The 17,925-nt window shown below is 69.5% G+C and carries 20 protein-coding genes and 1 pseudogene; 9 read left to right on the plus strand and 12 right to left on the minus strand.

Annotated elements, in window-relative coordinates; genetic code table 11:
• Nucleotides 1-175: 175 nt before the first annotated feature.
• Complete coding sequence (locus ACZ601_RS10510; RefSeq protein WP_469535527.1) at nt 176-1,747, plus strand: serine/threonine-protein kinase; 1,572 nt, start codon at nt 176-178, stop codon at nt 1,745-1,747.
• A 170-nt stretch (nt 1,748-1,917) separates the two neighbouring features.
• On the opposite strand, the gene ACZ601_RS10515 is transcribed toward ACZ601_RS10510, so the two are convergent.
• The 6 genes from ACZ601_RS10515 to ACZ601_RS10540 form a co-directional block, all read right to left on the minus strand.
• Entirely contained in the window at nt 1,918-2,448 is a 531-nt protein-coding gene (locus tag ACZ601_RS10515) for a GNAT family N-acetyltransferase (RefSeq protein ID WP_469535530.1), read from the minus strand.
• Nucleotides 2,449-2,632: 184 nt separating this feature from the next.
• Nucleotides 2,633-3,223, minus strand: a complete 591-nt coding sequence (locus ACZ601_RS10520) for a contact-dependent growth inhibition system immunity protein (protein ID WP_469535533.1) — start codon at nt 3,221-3,223, stop codon at nt 2,633-2,635.
• Nucleotides 3,224-3,266: 43 nt separating this feature from the next.
• On the minus strand, nt 3,267-3,881 hold the full coding sequence (locus ACZ601_RS10525; protein WP_469535537.1) for a hypothetical protein: 615 nt from the start codon (nt 3,879-3,881) through the stop codon (nt 3,267-3,269).
• A gap of 372 nt (nt 3,882-4,253) precedes the next feature.
• A complete protein-coding gene (locus ACZ601_RS10530) occupies nt 4,254-4,583 on the minus strand; it encodes a hypothetical protein (RefSeq protein ID WP_469535540.1) in 330 nt (109 codons plus the stop codon).
• A gap of 438 nt (nt 4,584-5,021) precedes the next feature.
• The gene (locus ACZ601_RS10535) at nt 5,022-5,192 is read right to left on the minus strand and encodes a hypothetical protein (protein WP_469535542.1); all 171 of its coding nucleotides are present in this window, start codon (nt 5,190-5,192) and stop codon (nt 5,022-5,024) included.
• Between the two features lie 29 nt (nt 5,193-5,221).
• Nucleotides 5,222-5,416, minus strand: a complete 195-nt coding sequence (locus tag ACZ601_RS10540; protein WP_469536460.1) for a hypothetical protein — start codon at nt 5,414-5,416, stop codon at nt 5,222-5,224.
• Between the two features lie 155 nt (nt 5,417-5,571).
• On the opposite strand from ACZ601_RS10540, the gene ACZ601_RS10545 reads away from it, so the two are divergent.
• The 5 genes from ACZ601_RS10545 to ACZ601_RS10565 all read left to right on the plus strand — a co-directional run bounded on the left by ACZ601_RS10545 (nt 5,572) and on the right by ACZ601_RS10565 (nt 7,419).
• Entirely contained in the window at nt 5,572-6,411 is an 840-nt protein-coding gene (locus ACZ601_RS10545; protein ID WP_469536461.1) for a helix-turn-helix domain-containing protein, read from the plus strand.
• A complete protein-coding gene (locus ACZ601_RS10550; RefSeq protein WP_469535544.1) occupies nt 6,408-6,623 on the plus strand; it encodes a DUF397 domain-containing protein in 216 nt (71 codons plus the stop codon). Before ACZ601_RS10545 ends, ACZ601_RS10550 begins: the two co-directional genes overlap by 4 nt.
• A 52-nt stretch (nt 6,624-6,675) precedes the next feature.
• A complete protein-coding gene (locus tag ACZ601_RS10555) occupies nt 6,676-6,885 on the plus strand; it encodes a DUF397 domain-containing protein (RefSeq protein WP_469535547.1) in 210 nt (69 codons plus the stop codon).
• Nucleotides 6,886-6,950: 65 nt separating this feature from the next.
• Nucleotides 6,951-7,157, plus strand: coding sequence for a DUF397 domain-containing protein (locus ACZ601_RS10560; protein WP_469535549.1), 207 nt, complete (start codon nt 6,951-6,953; stop codon nt 7,155-7,157).
• A 52-nt stretch (nt 7,158-7,209) separates the two neighbouring features.
• Complete coding sequence (locus tag ACZ601_RS10565) at nt 7,210-7,419, plus strand: DUF397 domain-containing protein (protein ID WP_469535552.1); 210 nt, start codon at nt 7,210-7,212, stop codon at nt 7,417-7,419.
• A 939-nt stretch (nt 7,420-8,358) separates the two neighbouring features.
• On the opposite strand, the pseudogene ACZ601_RS10570 reads toward ACZ601_RS10565, so the two are convergent.
• From ACZ601_RS10570 to ACZ601_RS10595, 6 genes and pseudogenes are all read right to left on the minus strand, one after another.
• A pseudogene (locus ACZ601_RS10570) lies at nt 8,359-8,925 on the minus strand (glycosyltransferase family 39 protein); the annotation flags it as partial.
• Between the two features lie 271 nt (nt 8,926-9,196).
• Nucleotides 9,197-10,417, minus strand: a complete 1,221-nt coding sequence (locus tag ACZ601_RS10575; RefSeq protein WP_469535554.1) for a histidine kinase — start codon at nt 10,415-10,417, stop codon at nt 9,197-9,199.
• 11 nt (nt 10,418-10,428) lie between these two features.
• Nucleotides 10,429-11,151, minus strand: a complete 723-nt coding sequence (locus ACZ601_RS10580) for an ABC transporter permease (protein WP_469535557.1) — start codon at nt 11,149-11,151, stop codon at nt 10,429-10,431.
• Complete coding sequence (locus tag ACZ601_RS10585; RefSeq protein ID WP_469535560.1) at nt 11,151-12,128, minus strand: ABC transporter ATP-binding protein; 978 nt, start codon at nt 12,126-12,128, stop codon at nt 11,151-11,153. Before ACZ601_RS10585 ends, ACZ601_RS10580 begins: the two co-directional genes overlap by 1 nt.
• Nucleotides 12,129-12,362: 234 nt before the next feature.
• Entirely contained in the window at nt 12,363-13,280 is a 918-nt protein-coding gene (locus tag ACZ601_RS10590; RefSeq protein WP_469536465.1) for an AraC family transcriptional regulator, read from the minus strand.
• A 70-nt stretch (nt 13,281-13,350) separates the two neighbouring features.
• Nucleotides 13,351-14,259, minus strand: a complete 909-nt coding sequence (locus ACZ601_RS10595; protein WP_469535563.1) for a zinc-binding dehydrogenase — start codon at nt 14,257-14,259, stop codon at nt 13,351-13,353.
• 650 nt (nt 14,260-14,909) lie between these two features.
• Here ACZ601_RS10595 and ACZ601_RS10600 point away from each other — a divergent pair.
• From ACZ601_RS10600 to ACZ601_RS10610, 3 genes are read left to right on the plus strand one after another with little or no spacing between them, the layout of a single operon-like run.
• Nucleotides 14,910-15,782 (plus strand): MaoC/PaaZ C-terminal domain-containing protein, encoded by an 873-nt coding sequence (locus ACZ601_RS10600; protein WP_469535566.1) that lies wholly within the window; start codon nt 14,910-14,912, stop codon nt 15,780-15,782.
• Nucleotides 15,783-15,831: 49 nt separating this feature from the next.
• Nucleotides 15,832-16,908, plus strand: a complete 1,077-nt coding sequence (locus ACZ601_RS10605) for a Zn-dependent alcohol dehydrogenase (protein WP_440577521.1) — start codon at nt 15,832-15,834, stop codon at nt 16,906-16,908.
• Between the two features lie 48 nt (nt 16,909-16,956).
• Nucleotides 16,957-17,898, plus strand: a complete 942-nt coding sequence (locus tag ACZ601_RS10610; protein WP_469535569.1) for a 3-oxoacyl-ACP reductase — start codon at nt 16,957-16,959, stop codon at nt 17,896-17,898.
• The last annotated feature ends 27 nt before the right edge of the window (nt 17,899-17,925 follow it).

Here is a 17,925-nt window from a genome sequence, read left to right on the forward strand (position 1 = left end):
AGCAACTGAGCGACCACGTGCGCGCCGCCTTCGACCACCTGACCGGCTGACCACTACGGACGGTCGTCGCCTCTGTCGCTGAACCGTGGACCTGTTCACACCACGGTGCAACGGTGCCGCAGTATTCTCGCTCTGTTGCTTACGCGGGCTCACGTGCGGGGGAAGGCGGCGCGACGTGCAGGAGCTTGGGGACGGGGACCCGAGGCAGATCGGCGGATACCGGTTGCTGGGGCGGCTGGGCTCGGGCGGAATGGGCCACGTCCACCTCGCCCGTTCGGACCGGGGGCGCACGGTCGCCGTCAAGCTGGTGCGCGAGGAACTGGCCGCACGGGAGGAGTTCCGGGCACGGTTCCGGTACGAGGTGGAGGCGGCGCGGCGGGTCGGCGGACACTGGACGGCGCCGGTGCTGGACGCCGACACCGAGGCCGCCGTGCCATGGGTCGCCACCGGCTACGTCGCCGGTCCCAGTCTCCAGCAGGTCGTCGGGCACGACCACGGTCCCCTGCCGGAGCGCTCGTTGGGCACGCTGGCCGCCGGCCTCGCCCACGCCCTCCGGGACATCCACACCGCCGGGCTCGTCCACCGCGACCTCAAGCCGTCCAACGTCCTCCTCACCATCGACGGTCCCCGCGTCATCGACTTCGGCATCGCACGGGCCCTGGACACGGTGTCCGACGGCGGTGTCACCCGTGCCGGTGCGCTGGTCGGTTCGCCCGGATTCATGGCGCCCGAGCAGGTGCGCGGCGACCGGATCACGCCCGCCTGCGACATCTTCTGCCTCGGCTCGGTCCTCGTCTACGCCGCCACCGGCAAGATGCCCTTCGGTACTGCCCAGACCGGATCACACGTGCTCATGTACCGCATCGCGCATGAGAAGCCCGACCTGAGGGGCGTACCGAAGGCCCTCGCGGGCCTCGTACTGGCCTGCCTGGAGAAGGATCCCGCGGCGCGTCCCGGTCTCGCGGACGTGCTGCGGCACGCGGGCACGCAGGACACGGTCTCCGACGGCGTGTCGCACGACCCGTGGCTGCCCGGCTCCCTGGTGGCCCAGCTGGGCCGGCACGCGGTAAGCCTCCTGGACACGGAAAACCCGGAGCCTCCGGCGCCCTCACCCCCGCGTGACACGCCCCCGGCCCCGGCCCCGGCAAGTGCGCCGGGCCCGGCGGCGGTCTCGTTCGTGGGCGCCGCCCCGCCGCACCAACTCACCAACCCCGGCACGGACCAGAGCCCTCTCCCTCCCCAGCCCTCTCCCTCGCCCCAGCGCCCGCCCGCCCGCAGGCGCGGACGCGTCGCGCTGCTGATCGTGGCCCTGGTCGCGACGCTGAGCGCCGGGAGCGTGCTCTACATCCTGACGAGGGGGGACGGCGAGCACGGCACCGGCTCGGAGGACGGCTCGGTGCCGACGGCGTTCCTGGGTACGTGGACCGCCGTCGACAACGATTCCGGCACGGGAACCCTCAGCCTGACCATCAAACAGGGAGACGTGGGTGACACGGTCCTCTCGCTCGTCGCTGACGGCCCCAAGAAGAACGGCGACGGCACCTACCACTGCGTCTTCAAAGGCGACCTGGCGGACGCGTCGGGCTCCGACGGCCCGGTGCACATCGACGCGACCGACCCGGTCGTCGCCGAGCCGTCCTCATCCTGCGCGCCGGGCAAACCCACCACCCTCACGCTGCTGCCGAACGACACCCTGCGCAGGCTGGTCGACCACACCGAGCGGAGCCTGACCTACACCCGCAAGTAGTCCCACAGGTCAAGTAGCTGCTGCCTGTACGCGCGGCCGGCATCGCTGGCAGCGCCTCGCAGCATGTAGGAAGCCTGGTCTGGTCGGGACACACCAAGAGCCGAGGACATGCAGTCCAGTGAAACACGCACACGCCGGGCTCCGCTCTCGCAGTGCTTTCGGGTACGAGCTCAATCGGAGGACGCGACCGGGGACCGCAAGCCGAGCCATTGCTCGGCGTCCCAGGCCTCGAACCGCTCGACCTCGGTGAACCCCAGCTTCGCCGCGAGGCGCATGGAGCCGTAGTTGGCGCTCTGGGTGGTGAGAACCACCGGCTCGCCGGGAAGGACGCCGTCGAGCCAGCCGAGTGCCGCTGCGCACGCCTCGGCGGCATACCCGAATCCCCACGCCTGCGGCAGGAAGAGATAGCCGAGATCGACCTTCCCCGCGGCAGCCGGGCGACGGTGCCCTGTTGCTCTCCTGAGCAGGACCTGGCCGATCATCGACCCGTCGAGCTCAACGACGAAACTCCCGGGCCACCGCTCGGGCACCCTGGGCATCTCACGCTCAAGCTCGTCACTGGGGCGGGGGCCGCCGAGGTAGGTATGCACCTCTGGCGACGCGAGCAGCTCGACGAACGCCGGACGGTCACGGGCCTCGGGCTCACGGAGCACGAGCCTCTCGGTCTTGATCGGGGCAGGCGGCCAGGCAAGATCATTCATGCCGGCCACTCAATCAGCGGACTCGGCAGCGATCAATGGCGTCACCAACTCGCCGGCCCTCCTGGGACGAGCGCGGTCACCGTGCAAGGGCTGCGCAGCCCGCCAGGATGAGGACGATACCGGCGAGGAACCGCTCGCGGTCGTCGTGATCGGGCAGCTGGTGCGCGAAGCTTCCTTCGGGCTGTCAGATTGTCTCGGACAGCTCCGCGAGCCAGGCACCAGCGCTCAGCGGCCACGGTGGATCAACTTCCATGCCCAGCTCAGTGAGTGCCAGCACGTAGTCGGACTCTCCCAACGGGAGCGCGAGTAGGTCACGCAATTCGCCGGCCAACTGCGCGAGCAGGCCCGGGTCAGTTTCGTTCGTGTATTCCTGAAGTGCCAGATCGTGGTCACCGAACTCGTCCACCGTGTCCTGCGAGAACCAGCCGCCGAGAAGCTGCCCCAGCTCGGGGAACCGGGCATGCCATTCCCAGTGGGTGCGGGGGGTCGCGGGCTTCGGGGCCGCTCCGTTGTCGACGCTCTGGCTCAGGCGCTCGGCAAGGGTAAGCAGCCAGGCTTGAATCTCCGAGTCAGGAAGCCCCACGTCCGGCACCGGGTAGAATTCCCCCAGGCGCAGCCGCAATCGTCCCGGGGGAGTTCGAGCGTATTCGCGCAGTTGGTACGCGGCTGTTGCGATAGCCCATGGGCGAGTCCGCCAACTGTGCCGGAGATAGGCCTCCAGAGCTTCCTCGTCATCCGGCGTGCGGCCCAGATGGGCCCGGACCACTTGGTCCAACTCGCCGAACTTTCGGTCGTGTTCAATCGGTTCTGCCGAATGGTCACGAGTGCTCTCGCTGCATGTGGTCGTTGACAGTGTCGATGATCTCGTGAAGCCGTTCCCGGGTCGCCCATGAGAGATGCTTCTTCATCCCGTCCGGCCCGGGGAAGATAACGAGGGCGCGCTGCGCCTCAGTGGTGTAGGAAACTGCCCGTTCGGTGCAGTACGGATGCTCATCCGTCACGGACGAACGAATAAGATCCATGAAATCACGATCCCCCTCGTCTGTCAGGATGGCACCGAATCCGAACAGGTAAGGAAATGTTTGCAGGAATTCTCTCGACCCCATTGCCAGCTCCCCGTACTCCGGAGCACCCTGCCGATCGGCCATACGCACCAGTTCCGCCAAAGTGCCCAGGTACTCCGCCGGATCCATATCACCTGCTGCGCGCTGCACTTTTCTTCTAAATTCTGACGGATGCGAGTCCAACATTCCGAGCCGTTCGAGAGATTCAGAAACGGCATCCAGAACTCCGGACGAAGGATATACCGAGCAATTCCAGTTGGCTACCCAATCGTAACGGATCAAGCGAATGTAGCGTCGAAGTTCTTCGTCTAGGGAAAGCTTTCCATTGGACTCCTGGACCGCGACAGCGATTTCGAGAAGTCTTGGCACGGGTCCATCGGAAAGCAATGCCGGCGGAAAAATTTGCAAAGGATCAACCTTCCTCAAGGGGCCGCATGCGGCATGGCGGTCAGGACAATAAAGGGCGGCTCCAGCCCTTCCTTGTAGATGAGTCGCACCTGCCCCCTGTATCTCGCTGACGTGGACCGGCCAACAAGCCAAACCCGACTGATTTTAGATTCCTGGCTGCCGGAACTGTAGGACGTTCGGTGCAACTACCCGCCATGGATGAAGCGTTGACGACCAGAGCGACGTGACGGAGGTCGAGCCCCGTCGAGCCATCTGACGCAGTGGGTCTGGATACTCCTGCACTCAGTCGGTTGCGCGGGCATCCATGAGTGAGGGGCCCCCGGGTAGCGGGCTTCACTCGTGCAGGAGGTCCTCGAACTCCCAGGAGTGTCCCGGCGCGTGGTCGGCGAACAGCATGCAGGCCTGTCGCAGGTGGGGAGCGAGGACAGGGTCCACCATCTCGCACGGCGCGGCACAGACGTAGGTGAAGTTGTCGCCGCTCCAGCGCACCCACACGTCGAAGGTCCCGCGCCCCATGTCCTCCAGTTGGTTGGCGTGTTCCTCGGAATGGCCCGAGGCCAGTTCGCAGACAAGCCACTCGGGCAGCCCCGCACTACCCTCCTGTGCGTGCGCCTGCGCGGCCTCGGACCAGGGCGGGCGGGAGCGGGAATTGCAGTGGATCACCGTATGGCCTCCGGTTGAGGGGGCATGGGGCCCGGCCCGTGCGACGCGCGGCAGCGCATGGGCTGGGAGAGGGGGCGGGAGTGTCGTATCCGGCTACGGCACGGCGTTGTCGGACGGGCCACCCGGCGAGCGTCACCAGCAGCCCGGCCGCCGGGTCGAGCACGGTGAGCAGATCGGGGCCCCCGGCCGCCAACCGCTCCATCGCGTGCTCCTGTTCGTCCGGGGCCTTCGCCCACGCCCGTAGCCCGTCCGGAACAGCGGGGCTCCGAAAGCTGATCGACGGTTGGGGCTCGGTGGCGCCGAGCCCGTCCGCGAGCCGGTGCGCCTGCTGTCGAAGCCACCGAAGCGCGAGCCGGCGGTTCGGCAGGACGGCCCGGCCGAGCGAGCTTGCCCTCCCGCCGGTCGTTGCGGTGATCTCCGCCGCGTAGGGGACGCCGGTCACGCGGCCCGCTCCCCGGCCGGGAGCCGGACCAACGAGTTCAGCGCCTCGGCTGCCGCTTCGGCGAACGACGCCAACTCGGCTTCTGTTGCGCAATGTTCGGCAATCGCTCGGTCCAGCTCGGCGCGGAACAGTGCGCGGGTTTCGTGGTCCGACGCGATGCGGTCCAACTCGGCGTCCAGGTCGTGCGCCGGGACTCTCACAGCACCTCACCCCGACTCCGTGCGTTGCACCGCGCGTTCTGGGCTCGCAGCCGCTCTATGGGGTCCGCCGGGCGTACATGCTCGGGCTCGGCTTCCCATTCCTGTCCGCCGCAGATCGGCCGCAGCGACCAGTACGGGCCTGCGAGGCCCCGGAACTCGCCTACCTGGTTGCTCCGGCTGGTGTCCACCATGAGCGTGCCGGGGGAGGGGGCGGGGTGAGCGTGTCCGCTCGCGGGATCGGTATCTGCGCACACGATCGTGCCTCTCCGTAGTCATTCCACTACCAAGGCGACCCAGCGTGGCCTACGGTCAGGTCGTATTCAATGTTCTGAAAACGGAGGGAACGTTGGTAAACATCAAGGAGTTGAACCCGAGCCGTAGCCCCCGGGCGGCGTTCGGAGCACGTCTGCGCAAGGTACGGGAGGCACGCGGCCTGAAACAGGACGAGCTTGGCGTGCTGATGGGCTACTCGGGACGGCACATCTCGGGCGTCGAAACTGGCAACAAACCGCCGAGCCGCAAATTTTCACGCAGCATCGATGTTGCCCTCGGACTGGCCGGGACCGCCGCATCGTTCGAACGTGCTTGGGGAGGGCTGCGGAACGGAAGTCTCCTGGAGGGGTTCCCGGAGTACGTGGGGTATGAGGGGCGAGCAGCGGAGATCAGGCTGTTTGAGTGCGGCGTGATTCCCGGTCCACTTCAGACGCGTGAGTACGCGCAGGCCCTTGCTGGAAACTCTGTCAGGCGGGGAGTCATCACACGCGAACAGGCAGAGGAGCGAGTCTCGTTCCTCATGGAGCGGCAGACGGCCTTAGTTCGCCCGGTGCCGCCGTTGGTGATCGCCGTGTTGGATGAGAGTTGCATCCTTCGGCCGGTCGGTGGAGCAGCGGTTATGGACGCGCAGCTGCAGCGCCTGATCGACTTTGCCGAGCAGCCGAACACCATGCTCCAACTCGCGCCCTTCGACCTTGGGGAGCGTCGGACCTTCGATCGCCTGGTGAATCTGCTGACCCTCCAAGACCGGTCCGTACTCTCGTACGTTGAGTCACAGACCCAGGGATACCTGGACCGCGAACTCAACTCAGTGTTGCCGCTGGTGAGGGCCTACCATCAGCAACAGGCCGAATCGCTCTCCCAGACGGCGTCCGTGGCCATGATCAACGAGGTACGAAAGGGCACCCCGTGACGACTGACTCTTCCCCTGCTCGCTGGCTCAAGTCCTCCTACAGCAACAACGGTGGTTCCTGTGTCGAGTGGGCGCCGGCACACGCAGCTGCTACCGGCGCCGTTCCCGTCCGCGATTCGAAGGATCTGAGCGGTCCCACGCTGTCCTTCCCGGTCGCCTCGTTCGCTTCGTTCGTGACGGGTGTCAAGGCAGGTAAGTTCGGCGCCATCTGACCGCCCCACAAGTCCACACCGCCTCTCTGGCGTCCATGTGAAAGGGCACCCTGTGATGACCGAATCCCCCCGCTGGTTCAAGTCCTCCTACAGCAGCAACGGTGGCGCGTGCGTCGAGGTCGCGGACAACCTTGCTGTCTCGCGCGGCGTGGTACCCGTCCGTGACTCCAAGGATCTGAGCAGCCCCGTCCTGGACATCCAGACCCACGCGTTCACCGCCTTCGTGACGGGCGTCAAGGTGGGGGAGTTCGGCGCCATCTAAGCGCCCGGCAGGCGTACACCCGCCTCTTTGGCGTCCATGTTGCAACGGCGAAAGGGCACCCCGTGATGACCGAATCCCTCCAATGGTTCAAGTCTTCCTACAGCAATAACGGCGGCACATGTGTCGAGTGGGCGCCGGCACACGCAGCTGCTACCGGCGCCGTTCCCGTCCGCGATTCGAAGGATCTGAGCGGCCCCACGCTGTCCTTCCCGGTCGTCTCGTTCGCTTCGTTCGTGACGGGTGTCAAGGCAGGCGAGTTCGGCGCCGTCTGATCGCCCCACAAGTCCACACCGCCTCTCTGGCGTCCATGTGAAAGGGCACCCCGTGACGACCGAGTCTCTCCAGTGGTTCAAGTCCTCCTACAGCAGTAATGGTGGCCAGTGCGTCGAGATCGCGGACAACCTTGCCGTCTCACGGGGCCTCGTCCCCGTCCGTGACTCCAAGAACCTGCGCGGCCCCGTCCTGGACATCCCCGCCCACGCGTTCAGCGCCTTCGTGGCGGGCGTCAAGGCCGGAGGCCTCGGCACCGTCTGAGCAGGCCATCCGGCGCCGCCCCATCGTGTCCCGCACGGTGGGGCGGCGTTGTGACCAGCCGGGCTGCCAGCGGCTCCGGGCCGGTCGGGGCCGGTACACCGTGACGCGGCGGCCGTGTTCGCTGACCTCGGAGCAGCGGACGAAGCGCTCCCTGAGCATGCGCCATTTGGTGCGGTCGCGATCCGTGTGGGCGGACGGCGCACCGTCGTCGCTGACGACCAGGATGCGGCTCGCCGTCAGCATCGCCGCCGCTATCTGCGCTGGGGTGCCCTCCACACCGTTCATGGAGCTGGATTCCAGGGGGTCCCGGACCAGTGCCAGATCCCTGAGCCCGGTGAACGCGCTGGGCGAGACGAGGGCGGTGTCACGGCGTGCCGCAGGTATGTACAGCACCCCGTCGCCCGCCTCGCGGACCGTGGCGACGGTCTCGGCCGTGGCGAGTACGTCGTCGATCCGGCCGGCCGAGGCGCGGAGCGACAGCTGGACGGGAAGCAGTGCGAGGAAGGCGACGGCTGTGACCGCGATGATCAGCCGACGCGGGGGTGTGCGCAGACGGAGCGTGAGTCCGTGGCACGCCGCGCCGATGAGCAGGGCGAGCCCGAGGTAGCTGAACAGGACGTAGCGGGTGAGGTAGACCGGCTGGGCCAGCGAGGCGGCCAGCAGGAGGAGTTGGGGTACGGCGAGCAGGGGCGCGGCCATGGCGGCGAGCTGGGTCCCGGCGCGGCGGGGCGCAGCTCGCCGCGACGGCCGGGCGAGCCAGGCGCAGAGGGCGCCCGCGAGGAGGGTCAGCAGGAGGCCGAGCAGGGTGCCTCGGTGGACCGGGGGTATCCAGGCGACCTGCCTCGTCTGGGACTTGCTCGCCAGGATGAGGGGGAGCGTGCCGAGCACGGCGGCGGACGAGGCGGCTCCCCAGCGCAGGACGGCCGTGCGGGGCGGGCGGGTCAGGGCCAGCGTCGCGGCGTGTGCGGGCAGCAGCAGGAGCGAGAACCAGTTGAGCAGCGCGGCCAGCAGCACGGTCGTGCCGTACGCCGCCCAGAGCCCCGCGCCACGCTTGCTGGTCGCGTCGATCGCCTCGACCAGCAGCAGGCAGGCCAGCGCCGCACAGGCGGTGACCAGGGCGTACGAGCGTCCCTCCTGCGCGTACTGCTGGACCCCCGGGATGAGGGAGAAGGCCAGGCCCGCGGCCAGTCCCGTGCACGGGTCGGCCAGCCGGGCGCCCAGGAGGGTGATGACGGCGGCGGCGCCCGCCATGGCCAGGACGGAGGGCAGCCGCAGGGCGAGGAGGCTGTCCCCGAATACGGCGAAGATGCCGTGCGCGAACAGGTAGTAGAGCCCGTGGACGACCTCGGCCGTGTCCAGCAGGTGCCACATCTCCGGGATGCTCCGGTGGGCCACCTGCCACGTCGCCGCTTCGTCACGCCACATGCTGTCCTCGCGGGTGATCCCCCACAGCCCGAGTAAGAGGCTGAGGGCCGCCGGACCGGCCGCGAGTGTCGTTCTGGGCATGGCGAAGCTCCGGCTCGATGCGTAGGGGAGGCGAGCGGAGCCCCTGAAAGCCGTCGGAGGGCTCCGCGTACCTTCAGCACGCTAGGCGGCAGCTGTGATCCGGGTCGTCACCTGCGCTGACGATCCGGGAGGCCGTCGCGGGAGCTACGCGAGGTGCGGAGAGGGTCCGTCGCAGGTGCTACGCCGGGGCCGCCATCGGCCGTGCGATCTACTCCCCGGTGCCTGGAGTCCGGTTCCGGTCCGTGCCTCGGCTCCGGCTCCGGCACCCGTTCTACGCGCCCGGGGCCGGGGCGGGCGCCACGCCGTCGTCCCCGCCCGGCTCGTCCGCCGGAAGCTCCGCCGTCACCACGAAGCCGCCGCCCGGACCCGGGCCCGCCTCCAGGGAGCCGCCCGCTGCCGCCAGTCGTTCGGTGAGGCCTTTCAGGCCGGTGCCGCCGATGCCAGGGGTGGGCGCCGCGGCCGACGTGCGGCCGTCGTCGGTGACCGTCAGGCGGACCCGGTCCGGGGTGCCGTCGATCACGAAGTCGCAGCTGGTGGCGGTGGAGTGGCGCAGGACGTTGGTGACGGCCTCCCGTGTCACCCAGCCCAGCAGCGCCTCCGCCTGCGGTGGGAGCGGCGGCCCTGAGCGGCGGACCGTGGGTTCGATACCGGCGGCGATCAGCGCGGACCTGGCCCGGTCCAGCTCGGTGGCCAGGCTGCCCTCGCGGTAGCCGGTGACCGCCTCACGGATCTCGGTGAGCGCCTGCCTGCCCACCGACTCGATGTCGGCCACCTGCTGGAGCGCGTTGTCCAGGTCACGGGGCGCGAGTCTGCGCGCGGCCTCCGCCTTGACGACGATCACGGACATCGTGTGGCCCAGCAGATCGTGCAGATCGCGGGAGAAGCGCAGCCGCTCCCTCTCCACAGCGCTGCGGGCCAGTTCCTGCCGGGTGGAGCGCAGCTCCATCACGGTCTCGGACAGGGTGAGCAGCGCGGCCGTCACCGCACCGGAGATGAAGGTGCCGTACGCCAGGGTCCACGGGGTCCCGGTGCTGTCCTCGCGCCACACGGAGATCACGCACGCGGTCACGGCGAGCACGAGCAGACCGACCGCCAGCCACTGCTTGCGCAGGACGGTCCCGCAGGCCAGCGAGAGCAGCGGGAAGAACAGCAGCCAGCTGCCGCCGTACCCGGCCGCGAGCCCCACCGTGATGGCTGTCAGCGCGGCCAGCATCACGTACGTCACGCGGCTCTCGCGTGCCTCCTTGTGGAATCCCCTGAACACCAAGGAGATGTAGAGGGAGTTGAAGGCGAAGAGGCCGATGCCGCCGACCCAGGGGTTGGGGCTCTCACCCTGGAACAGATTGGAGAAGGCGCCCAGGCCGAGCAGCAGCCAGGGCAGCAGGACGTACGGCCCGGGAGGTCCCGGACGCCGGTGCTCCCTGCGCCACTCCCGTCGCTCCGCACGCCGCCTGCGCCGTGCCTCGCGCGCTTCCGATCCGTTCCCGAACATGTCCACTCCTGTCACACGGTCCTCGCGGACCGACGGTACGAGACCACGGCGTACCCGCCGAACAGCAACAGCCACCCGGCGAGTACGCCGATGGTCGCGGCGCCGGGCGCGTGTCCCTCGGTGGCGGCCCAGCCCAGTTCGGCGAACCGGTTGGCGGGGGTGAACCCGCCGATGGAGCCGAGCCAGCCGGGGAGCAGCTCCAGCGGGAACCACAGCCCGCCGACGATCGCGAAGCCCATCAGGCAGGCGACGTTGACCACGCCGGTGCCCTGCGGGGTCAGCCGGTAGCCGTTGCCGATGCCGAGCAGGGTGAAGGGCAGCGCGCCGATCCACAGCAGCAGGACCAGCGCGGTCCACTGCCAGGCCGCCAGCTCGACCCCGTTGACCAGCCCGCCGGCCAGCAGCACGGTCAGGATCGTCGGAAGCACCGTCACGGAGCCGCTGATCGCGCGGCCCACGACCGCCTGCGACGGAGAGAGCGGAGTGACCCGCAACTGCTGGAGCCAGCCGAGCGACTTGTCGGATGCGACCCCCGTACCGATCGCCATCGCGGAGCCGAGCGCCCCGTACGCGGCCATGCCGACCATCGAGCCGGTCTTCCAGTCGCCGTCGCCTCCGCCGCCGCCGATGTTGGTGAAGAGCAGGTACATCATCACCGGCATTCCGGAACCGAAGAGCAGGAAGAAGCCGTCGCGCAGGGTCCGCCGGATTTCGAGCAGTATGTACTGGAACATCAGACGGTCTCCTTCTGGTCCTGCGGATTCTGGTCCTGCGGAACAACTGCGGCCTGTGCGGCGGAGGCTGCCGGTGCGGTGAGGGAGAGGAAGGCGGTCTCCAGCGTGGCGGGGGAGACCTGGAGGCTCCGGATCAGGCCCAGCCGGGCCAGCTCCACGACGGTGGCGTCGGAGTCGGCCGTACGCAGCAGCGCCCGGTCCCCGGTCACCTCGACGGTGGCCACGCCGGGCAGCACCTCAAGGCCCTCGGTGGACCCGCCCGCCAGGTCGAACGAGACCAGGTGCAGACCGGCCGCTTCCTTGATGGAATCGGCGCTGCCGTCCGCGACGATCCGGCCCCGGTCGATGACGACGATCCGGTCGGCGTTCTCGTCGGCCTCCTCCAGGTAGTGGGTGGAGAAGATCACCGTGTTGCCGCGCCTGGCGTAGGCCCGCATGGAGTCCCAGAAGCCTCGCCGGGCCTCCACGTCCAGGGCCGCCGTCGGTTCGTCCAGGACGATGAGTTCCGGGTTGCCGGCCAGGGCGACGGCGAACCGGACGCGCTGGAGCTGGCCGCCGGAGAGCTTGTCGATCCGCCGGTTCGCGTACTCCGCGACGCCCGCCAGGTCCAGCGCCTCACCGATCGGCATCGGGCGCGGGTAGGTGGAGGCGACGAAGGCGATCAGCTCGCGGACGGTCACCCGGGGGATGGGCTGCCCCTCCTGGAGCATCGCCCCGATCAGACCGGCCCGCACTGCCTGGTCCGGGGTACGGTCCAGCACCCGCACGCTGCCGGAGTCCGGCTCGTCCAGGCCGAGCAGCAGGCTGATGGCGGTGGACTTCCCGGCGCCGTTGCGGCCGAGCAGCGCGACCGTCTCGCCGCGCTCGACGGTCAGCCCGATCCCGTCCACGGCCCGTACGCGCTCCCCGCCCCGGCCGAAGGTCTTGACCGCCCCGGTGAAGACCACCGCGGACCCGTTCCCCGTTGTTGATTTCATGGACATGACGCTACGGAGCCGGGGTGCGGCCCCGGCAGAGGCGCATGTACGGACTCCGTGATGACAAATGTCACCGGCCGGTCGGCCGGACGGGCAGGACACTCCGGCCGCGATGCGACCGGCCGAATCTGTGACTGGCGCGGGTATGGCGGGAGTGGTTCGGGCCGGGCGGCACCCGCCAGCGGTACGTCACACCTCAACAGGCGAGCCCACCAGTCACCAGTCGAGGCCGGATCACCTGCGAAGCCGAGAACGATATTCGCCAGGGGCCGTGCCTCGGGCACGTCTGAAGGCACGGCTGAAAGCGTGCGGAGAGCCGTATCCGACCGCGCCGGAGATCGACTCGACCGGGTCGTCGGTGTCGCGGAGCCGGACGGACGCCAGGTCGATGCGCCACTGGGCCACGTAGGCGCCCGGCGTCTGTCCGAGGGCGGAGCGGAAGTGCCTGGACAGCGTCGCTCGGGAGACGCTCGTCGCGGCGGCCAGGGTCGCCGTGGTCCAGGGGTGTTCCGGTTGGGCGTGGACGCATGCCAGAGCGTCGCGCACGACCGGATCACGCATCGCTCCCAGCCATGAGGCGGACTGCTCCTGCGGGTGGCGGGCCAGCCAGGCGCGTACGAACTGGACGAGCAGAAGGTCGACGATGCTGTTGATGGCGGCGGTGGTGCCGATCTGCGGCTGTGCGAGCTCGGCAGCGAGTAGTTCGACGGTCCTTCTGAGCTGCGCGTTCTCCCGGGCTGTGACGTGCATTGGCCGGGCGAGGGAGGTAAGCACCGGTGTGCGCACCTCCGGGTCCTGCTCGTAGCGCAGGACGATCACTTCCGTCTGCACCGGCGCCGAGCCCAGCCGCAGGGCCCGGCCATCGGCGAAAGACCGGGCCGCTGCCTCGTGGTCGCAGGAACCCATCGTCATGCCGGCGCCGCCGGCTATTCCGTGTGGGGTGCCCGGCGGCACCAGGACGGCGTCTCCGGCCTGCACCTGAAGAGGTTTCTCGCCCGTGGCGTGCAGCCACATGGTGCCGCGGGACACCACGTGCAGTGCCGCTCCCGGGGAGGAGTTCAGCCGCAGGCCCCAGGTTCCTCCGGCCTTCAGCATGACCCCGAGCCCTCCACGCGCACCCGAAACGCGCAAGACCTCCGCCAGCACATCCATGGTTCCATTCTCGTCCACCGCCGCGAACCGCCCACCGGCGGGCGAGGCGCACGTGTCCTCGTCCGTGGCGTCAGGCCACGTCAAGAACGGCCTTTCCGTGCACCTTCCGCGCGAACAGCGCCTGGACGGCGTCGTCCACGCCCTGCCAGTCGCCTCGCAGTCCGACCGGTGCCGAGAGCCTCCCGGCGGCCATGAGGCCCAGCAGGTCCGTCAGCTCCCCGCCGGTCGGCGTCATGTCGCCGTAGGTGGCGATGCTGCGGGGTTCGCCGAAGCCGAACAGCGTCCCTGACGGGAAGGTGGTGTCCTGCCCCGAGGAGTAGCCGACCAGGTGGATGGTGCCGCCCTCGGCGAGGGAACTCCACGCCTGGGGCACCAGTGGCCCGCCGACCGTGTCCAGGACGAGGTCGAACCGGTCCCCGGTCTCGGCCAGGTCGGTCAGGACCTTGTCGGCCCCGAGTTCGCGGAGCCCGGCGGCCCGCTCCGGCGAACCGACGAGTGCCGTCACCCGGGCGCCCGCCAGCGCCGCCAACTGGACGGCGAAATGCCCCACGCCCCCGCTGGCGCCGGTGACCAGAACGTTGCGCGCCAGCAGGGAACGTGTGCGCAGCACCCGGAGAGGGGTGACTCCGGCGATCCCCAGCGCCGCGGCGTCGGCCAGATCGACACCCTCGGGGACGGCGCCGAGCGAGGCGGGGCTGACTGCGACCCGCTCCGCCCACGCGTGGGGAGCCATCCCCACCGCGACGCGCGTGCCTTCGGGCGGACCCGAGCCGTCGGACGCGGCGCGCACCACGATGCCCGCCGCGTCGTGACCGTGCACAGCGCCGGCCGGCCACTGGCGCACGTAATTCAGCTCTCCGAAGTTGAGACCGATGTGCCGTATCTCCACCAACGTCTCACCGGTGGACGGTACGGGCTCATCGACATCGGCAAACCGGACGGGGCCGGCTTCACTGTGATCGACCACAAGGGCGCGCATAAGGGGTGTGTCTCCTTCTCTCGTGGGTGCGCCTGAACACTCGGCGCGGCAACAGATCGAGTGCGCAAACGCCGCACTGCCGCCTTCTTGGAACCCTTTCGCAGGGCCGGGACAGCGACCAGACCCGCGAGAATCAATCAGTTGACGATCTGTCTCAGTGCAACCCACGACGCGTCGAGCCCTGCCCCGTCCGGTGGATGACGCCGTGACGGTCACCGATACGCCCGGCAATGTAATGATCTTGAGGTGCCGGCGCTTGCGTCGGGCGGCGGAGTCGCGCTGGGCAACGTGCCGGACGACCGCGTCGGCGCCGGGCCGGAGGATCCTGGAACCGGTACGCCCCCGGCGACCACACACAGTGACGCCAGGCGCGGCCTCAACGAGGAATACGTGACTGAGCTCGTATCTGAGCGTTCTGGTTGGCGAACGGGGCCAGACAAGGCACTCAGTCACAGAATCGCGTCCGGACACGATGATCTGACGATACGTCAGCAGTCTTCACAACTGCTGGGCGCTGCGTTATACATAGGGCCACCGGCTAGAACGCGTTCTAGAACGGACGCGGCCTCCGGTCCCGCACGACCTCGGTGCGGCCGACGGTGCGGAAGGCCGCGCCGAGGTCTTTCCCACCATCAAGGAGCAGCCTTTCCATGCCCATTGATGCCGCAGAGGCGGTTGCCGCCGAACCCCGCTCGACCTCGATCAGCTGGGACCACAAGGACGTCCAGCTCTACCACCTGGGCCTCGGGGCGGGCACGGCCCCCGGCCGGCCGGACGACGCCACCGACCCGGACGAGCTGCGCTACACGCTGGAGTCCCGGCTGCACGTCCTGCCGAGCTTCGCCACCGTCGCGGGCGCCGGTCTCGCGATGGCGGGCGGCCTCGCCGCGCCCGGGATCGACGTCGACCTCGCCGCCGTGCTGCACGGCGGTCAGTCCGTACGGCTGCACCGGCCGATTCCGGTGCGGGGCAACGCCGTTCAGACCTCGAAGGTCGCCGCCGTGTACGACAAGGGAAAGGCGGCCGTCCTCGTCCTGCGTACCGAGGCGGCCGACGACGAGGGCCCGCTGTGGACCAACGACGCACAGATCTTCGTGCGCGGCGAGGGCGGATTCGGCGGCGAGCGCGGCCCGTCGCAGCGGCTCGACGCCCCGGACCGCGAGCCGGACCGGGTGGTGGAGCGGCCGGTCAGGGCCGATCAGGCGCTGCTCTACCGGCTCTCCGGCGACTGGAACCCGCTGCACGCCGACCCGGAGTTCGCCAAGCTGGCCGGCTTCGAGCGGCCGATCCTGCACGGGCTCTGCACCTACGGGATGACGCTCAAGGCGGTGGCCGACACCCTGCTGGACGGCGAGGTGTCCCGCATCAGCTCCTACAGCACCCGGTTCGCCGGGATCGTCTTCCCGGGCGAGACCCTCCGCATCCGGATGTGGGCCGGTGACGGCCGGGTCCAGGTGCGGGTGACCGCCGCAGAACGCGACGACGCACCGGTTCTCGCGGACACGCTCGTCGAACACTCCTGAAACACCTGACTCACCTACCGCACGTACCGACCCCGAGGGGAGCCGCACCATGCGCGCAGCCGTACTGCACGAGACCGGCCAGGACAAACTCGAAGTCCTCGACGACGTCGAGGCGGTGGGCTTCGGGCCCGGCAAGGTCAGGCTCCGCATCCGGGCCACCGGGCTGTGTCACTCCGACCTGTCCGCGATGAACGGGGTGCTGCCGCAGCCCGCCCCCTTCGTGCCCGGCCACGAGGGCGCCGGCGAGGTGCTCGACGTCGGTGACGGGGTGACCGGGCTCAGCGCCGGGGACCGGGTACTCGTCTGCTGGCTGCCCGCCTGCGGCGCCTGCGCGTCCTGCAAGCGCGGTCAGACGCACCTGTGCCTGGCCGGATTCATGAACGCGGGCACCCCCAACTTCAAGCGCCCCGGCGGTGACGTCTTCGGCTTCGCGGGCACCGGCACCTTCACCGAGGAGGTCGTCGTCAGCGCGGACTGCGCGGTCCCGATCCCCGACGACGTGCCGTTCGAGATCGCCGCGCTGATCGGCTGCGGCGTTACCACCGGACTCGGCGCCGCCATCAACACCGCCCAGGTGGAGGCCGGTTCCTCGGTGGCCGTGATCGGCTGCGGTGGCGTCGGCATCTCCGCGATCCAGGGCGCCAGGGTGCAGGGCGCCGCCCAGATCATCGCCGTCGACCCGGTGGAATCCAGGCGCGAGGCGGCGCTGCGGTTCGGCGCGACGGAGGCGGTGTCGCCCGAGGCGTTCGCCGACGCCAAGGCGCGCGTCACCGCGGGCGAGGGCTTCGACTACGTCTTCGAGGTCGTCGGCAAGTCGGTCACCGCCCGCACCGCGTACGAGAACACCCGGCGCGGCGGCACCCTCTGCGTCGTCGGCGCGGGCGCGATGGACGACAACTTCCAGGTCAACATGTTCGAGCTGTTCTTCGACGAGAAGCGCATCCTGCCCTCCATGTACGGGGGAGGGGACGTCCTCCGCTCGTACGAGCGGGCCATCGCGCTCTGGCGGGCCGGTCGCATCGACCTGGAATCGATGATCACCCACCGGGTGCGGCTCGACGGCATCAACGACGCCCTCGACCAGATGCGGACCGGCGAGTCACTGCGTACCTGCATCGAGCTCTGAGCCACCGACGTACTGCCCCGCCCCCTCCCGAGAGGACCCCGAGATCCGATGTCACTTCCCCTGGACGGACTGTCCGCGATCGTCACCGGAGCCGGCCGAGGACTCGGCCGCGCCGAAGCGCTGGAACTGGCGCGGCTCGGCGCGGCCGTCGTCGTCAACGACTACGGGCAGCCGGGCCGCGACGGCTCGGGCGAGGCGTCCGCCGCCCCAGCCGAGCAGGTGGCGCAGGAGATCCGGGAGGCGGGCGGGCGGGCGGTCGCGCACCTCGGTGACGTCTCCGGCCACGAGCAGGCCCGCGCCCTGGTGGAGCTGGCCGTCGAGACGTACGGGCAGCTCGACATCCTGGTCAACAACGCGGGCATCCTGCGTGACCGGATGATCTTCTCGATGACCGAGGACGAGTGGGACTCGGTGATCCGGGTCCACCTCAAGGGTCACTTCAACACCACGCATTTCGCCGCCGCGCACTGGCGGTCCCGGTCCAAGGCGGCCGGCGGACCGGTCTATGGCCGGATCGTCAACACCTCCTCCGAGGCGTTCCTGGCCGGTTCGGCGGGCCAGCCCAACTACGCGGCTGCCAAGGGCGGCATCGTCGGGCTGACCACCTCCACCGCGCTGGCCCTGGCCAAGTACGGCGTCACCGCCAACGTCATCTGCCCGCGCGCCAGGACCCGGATGACCGAGGACGTCTTCGCGGGCTTCCAGGAACCGCAGGACGGCGGGCTGGACGCGCTCGCCCCCGAGCACGTCTCACCGCTCGTCGGCTATCTGGCCTCCCCGGCGGCCGCCAAGGTCAACGGACAGCTGCTGGTGGTGCACGGCGGGATGGTCGCGATCGTGGAGCGGCCGAAGGTGGCGGCGAAGTTCGACGCGTCGAAGGAGACGTTCTCCTTCGACGAGCTGGACGAGCTGATCTCCCCGTACTACGCGGACCGCCCCCCGAACGAGACGTTCGCGGCGGCGGAGGTACTCGGCCTCAAGCGCGACTGACCGGCCGTCCGAAGGGGCCGCGAGGCC

It is taken from the genome of Streptomyces sp. NPDC104307 (assembly GCF_055584045.1).

Coding starts and splice junctions, on each gene's coding strand:
- ACZ601_RS10515 (WP_469535530.1), bottom strand. CDS start 2,448: ATGAATGATCTTGCCTGGCCGCCTGCCCCGATCAAGACCGAGAGGCTC.
- ACZ601_RS10540 (WP_469536460.1), bottom strand. CDS start 5,416: ATGGTGGACACCAGCCGGAGCAACCAGGTAGGCGAGTTCCGGGGCCTC.
- ACZ601_RS10560 (WP_469535549.1), top strand. CDS start 6,951: ATGACCGAATCCCTCCAATGGTTCAAGTCTTCCTACAGCAATAACGGC.
- ACZ601_RS10575 (WP_469535554.1), bottom strand. CDS start 10,417: ATGTTCGGGAACGGATCGGAAGCGCGCGAGGCACGGCGCAGGCGGCGT.
- ACZ601_RS10580 (WP_469535557.1), bottom strand. CDS start 11,151: ATGTTCCAGTACATACTGCTCGAAATCCGGCGGACCCTGCGCGACGGC.
- ACZ601_RS10585 (WP_469535560.1), bottom strand. CDS start 12,128: ATGAAATCAACAACGGGGAACGGGTCCGCGGTGGTCTTCACCGGGGCG.
- ACZ601_RS10590 (WP_469536465.1), bottom strand. CDS start 13,280: ATGGATGTGCTGGCGGAGGTCTTGCGCGTTTCGGGTGCGCGTGGAGGG.
- ACZ601_RS10595 (WP_469535563.1), bottom strand. CDS start 14,259: ATGCGCGCCCTTGTGGTCGATCACAGTGAAGCCGGCCCCGTCCGGTTT.
- ACZ601_RS10600 (WP_469535566.1), top strand. CDS start 14,910: ATGCCCATTGATGCCGCAGAGGCGGTTGCCGCCGAACCCCGCTCGACC.
- ACZ601_RS10605 (WP_440577521.1), top strand. CDS start 15,832: ATGCGCGCAGCCGTACTGCACGAGACCGGCCAGGACAAACTCGAAGTC.
- ACZ601_RS10610 (WP_469535569.1), top strand. CDS start 16,957: ATGTCACTTCCCCTGGACGGACTGTCCGCGATCGTCACCGGAGCCGGC.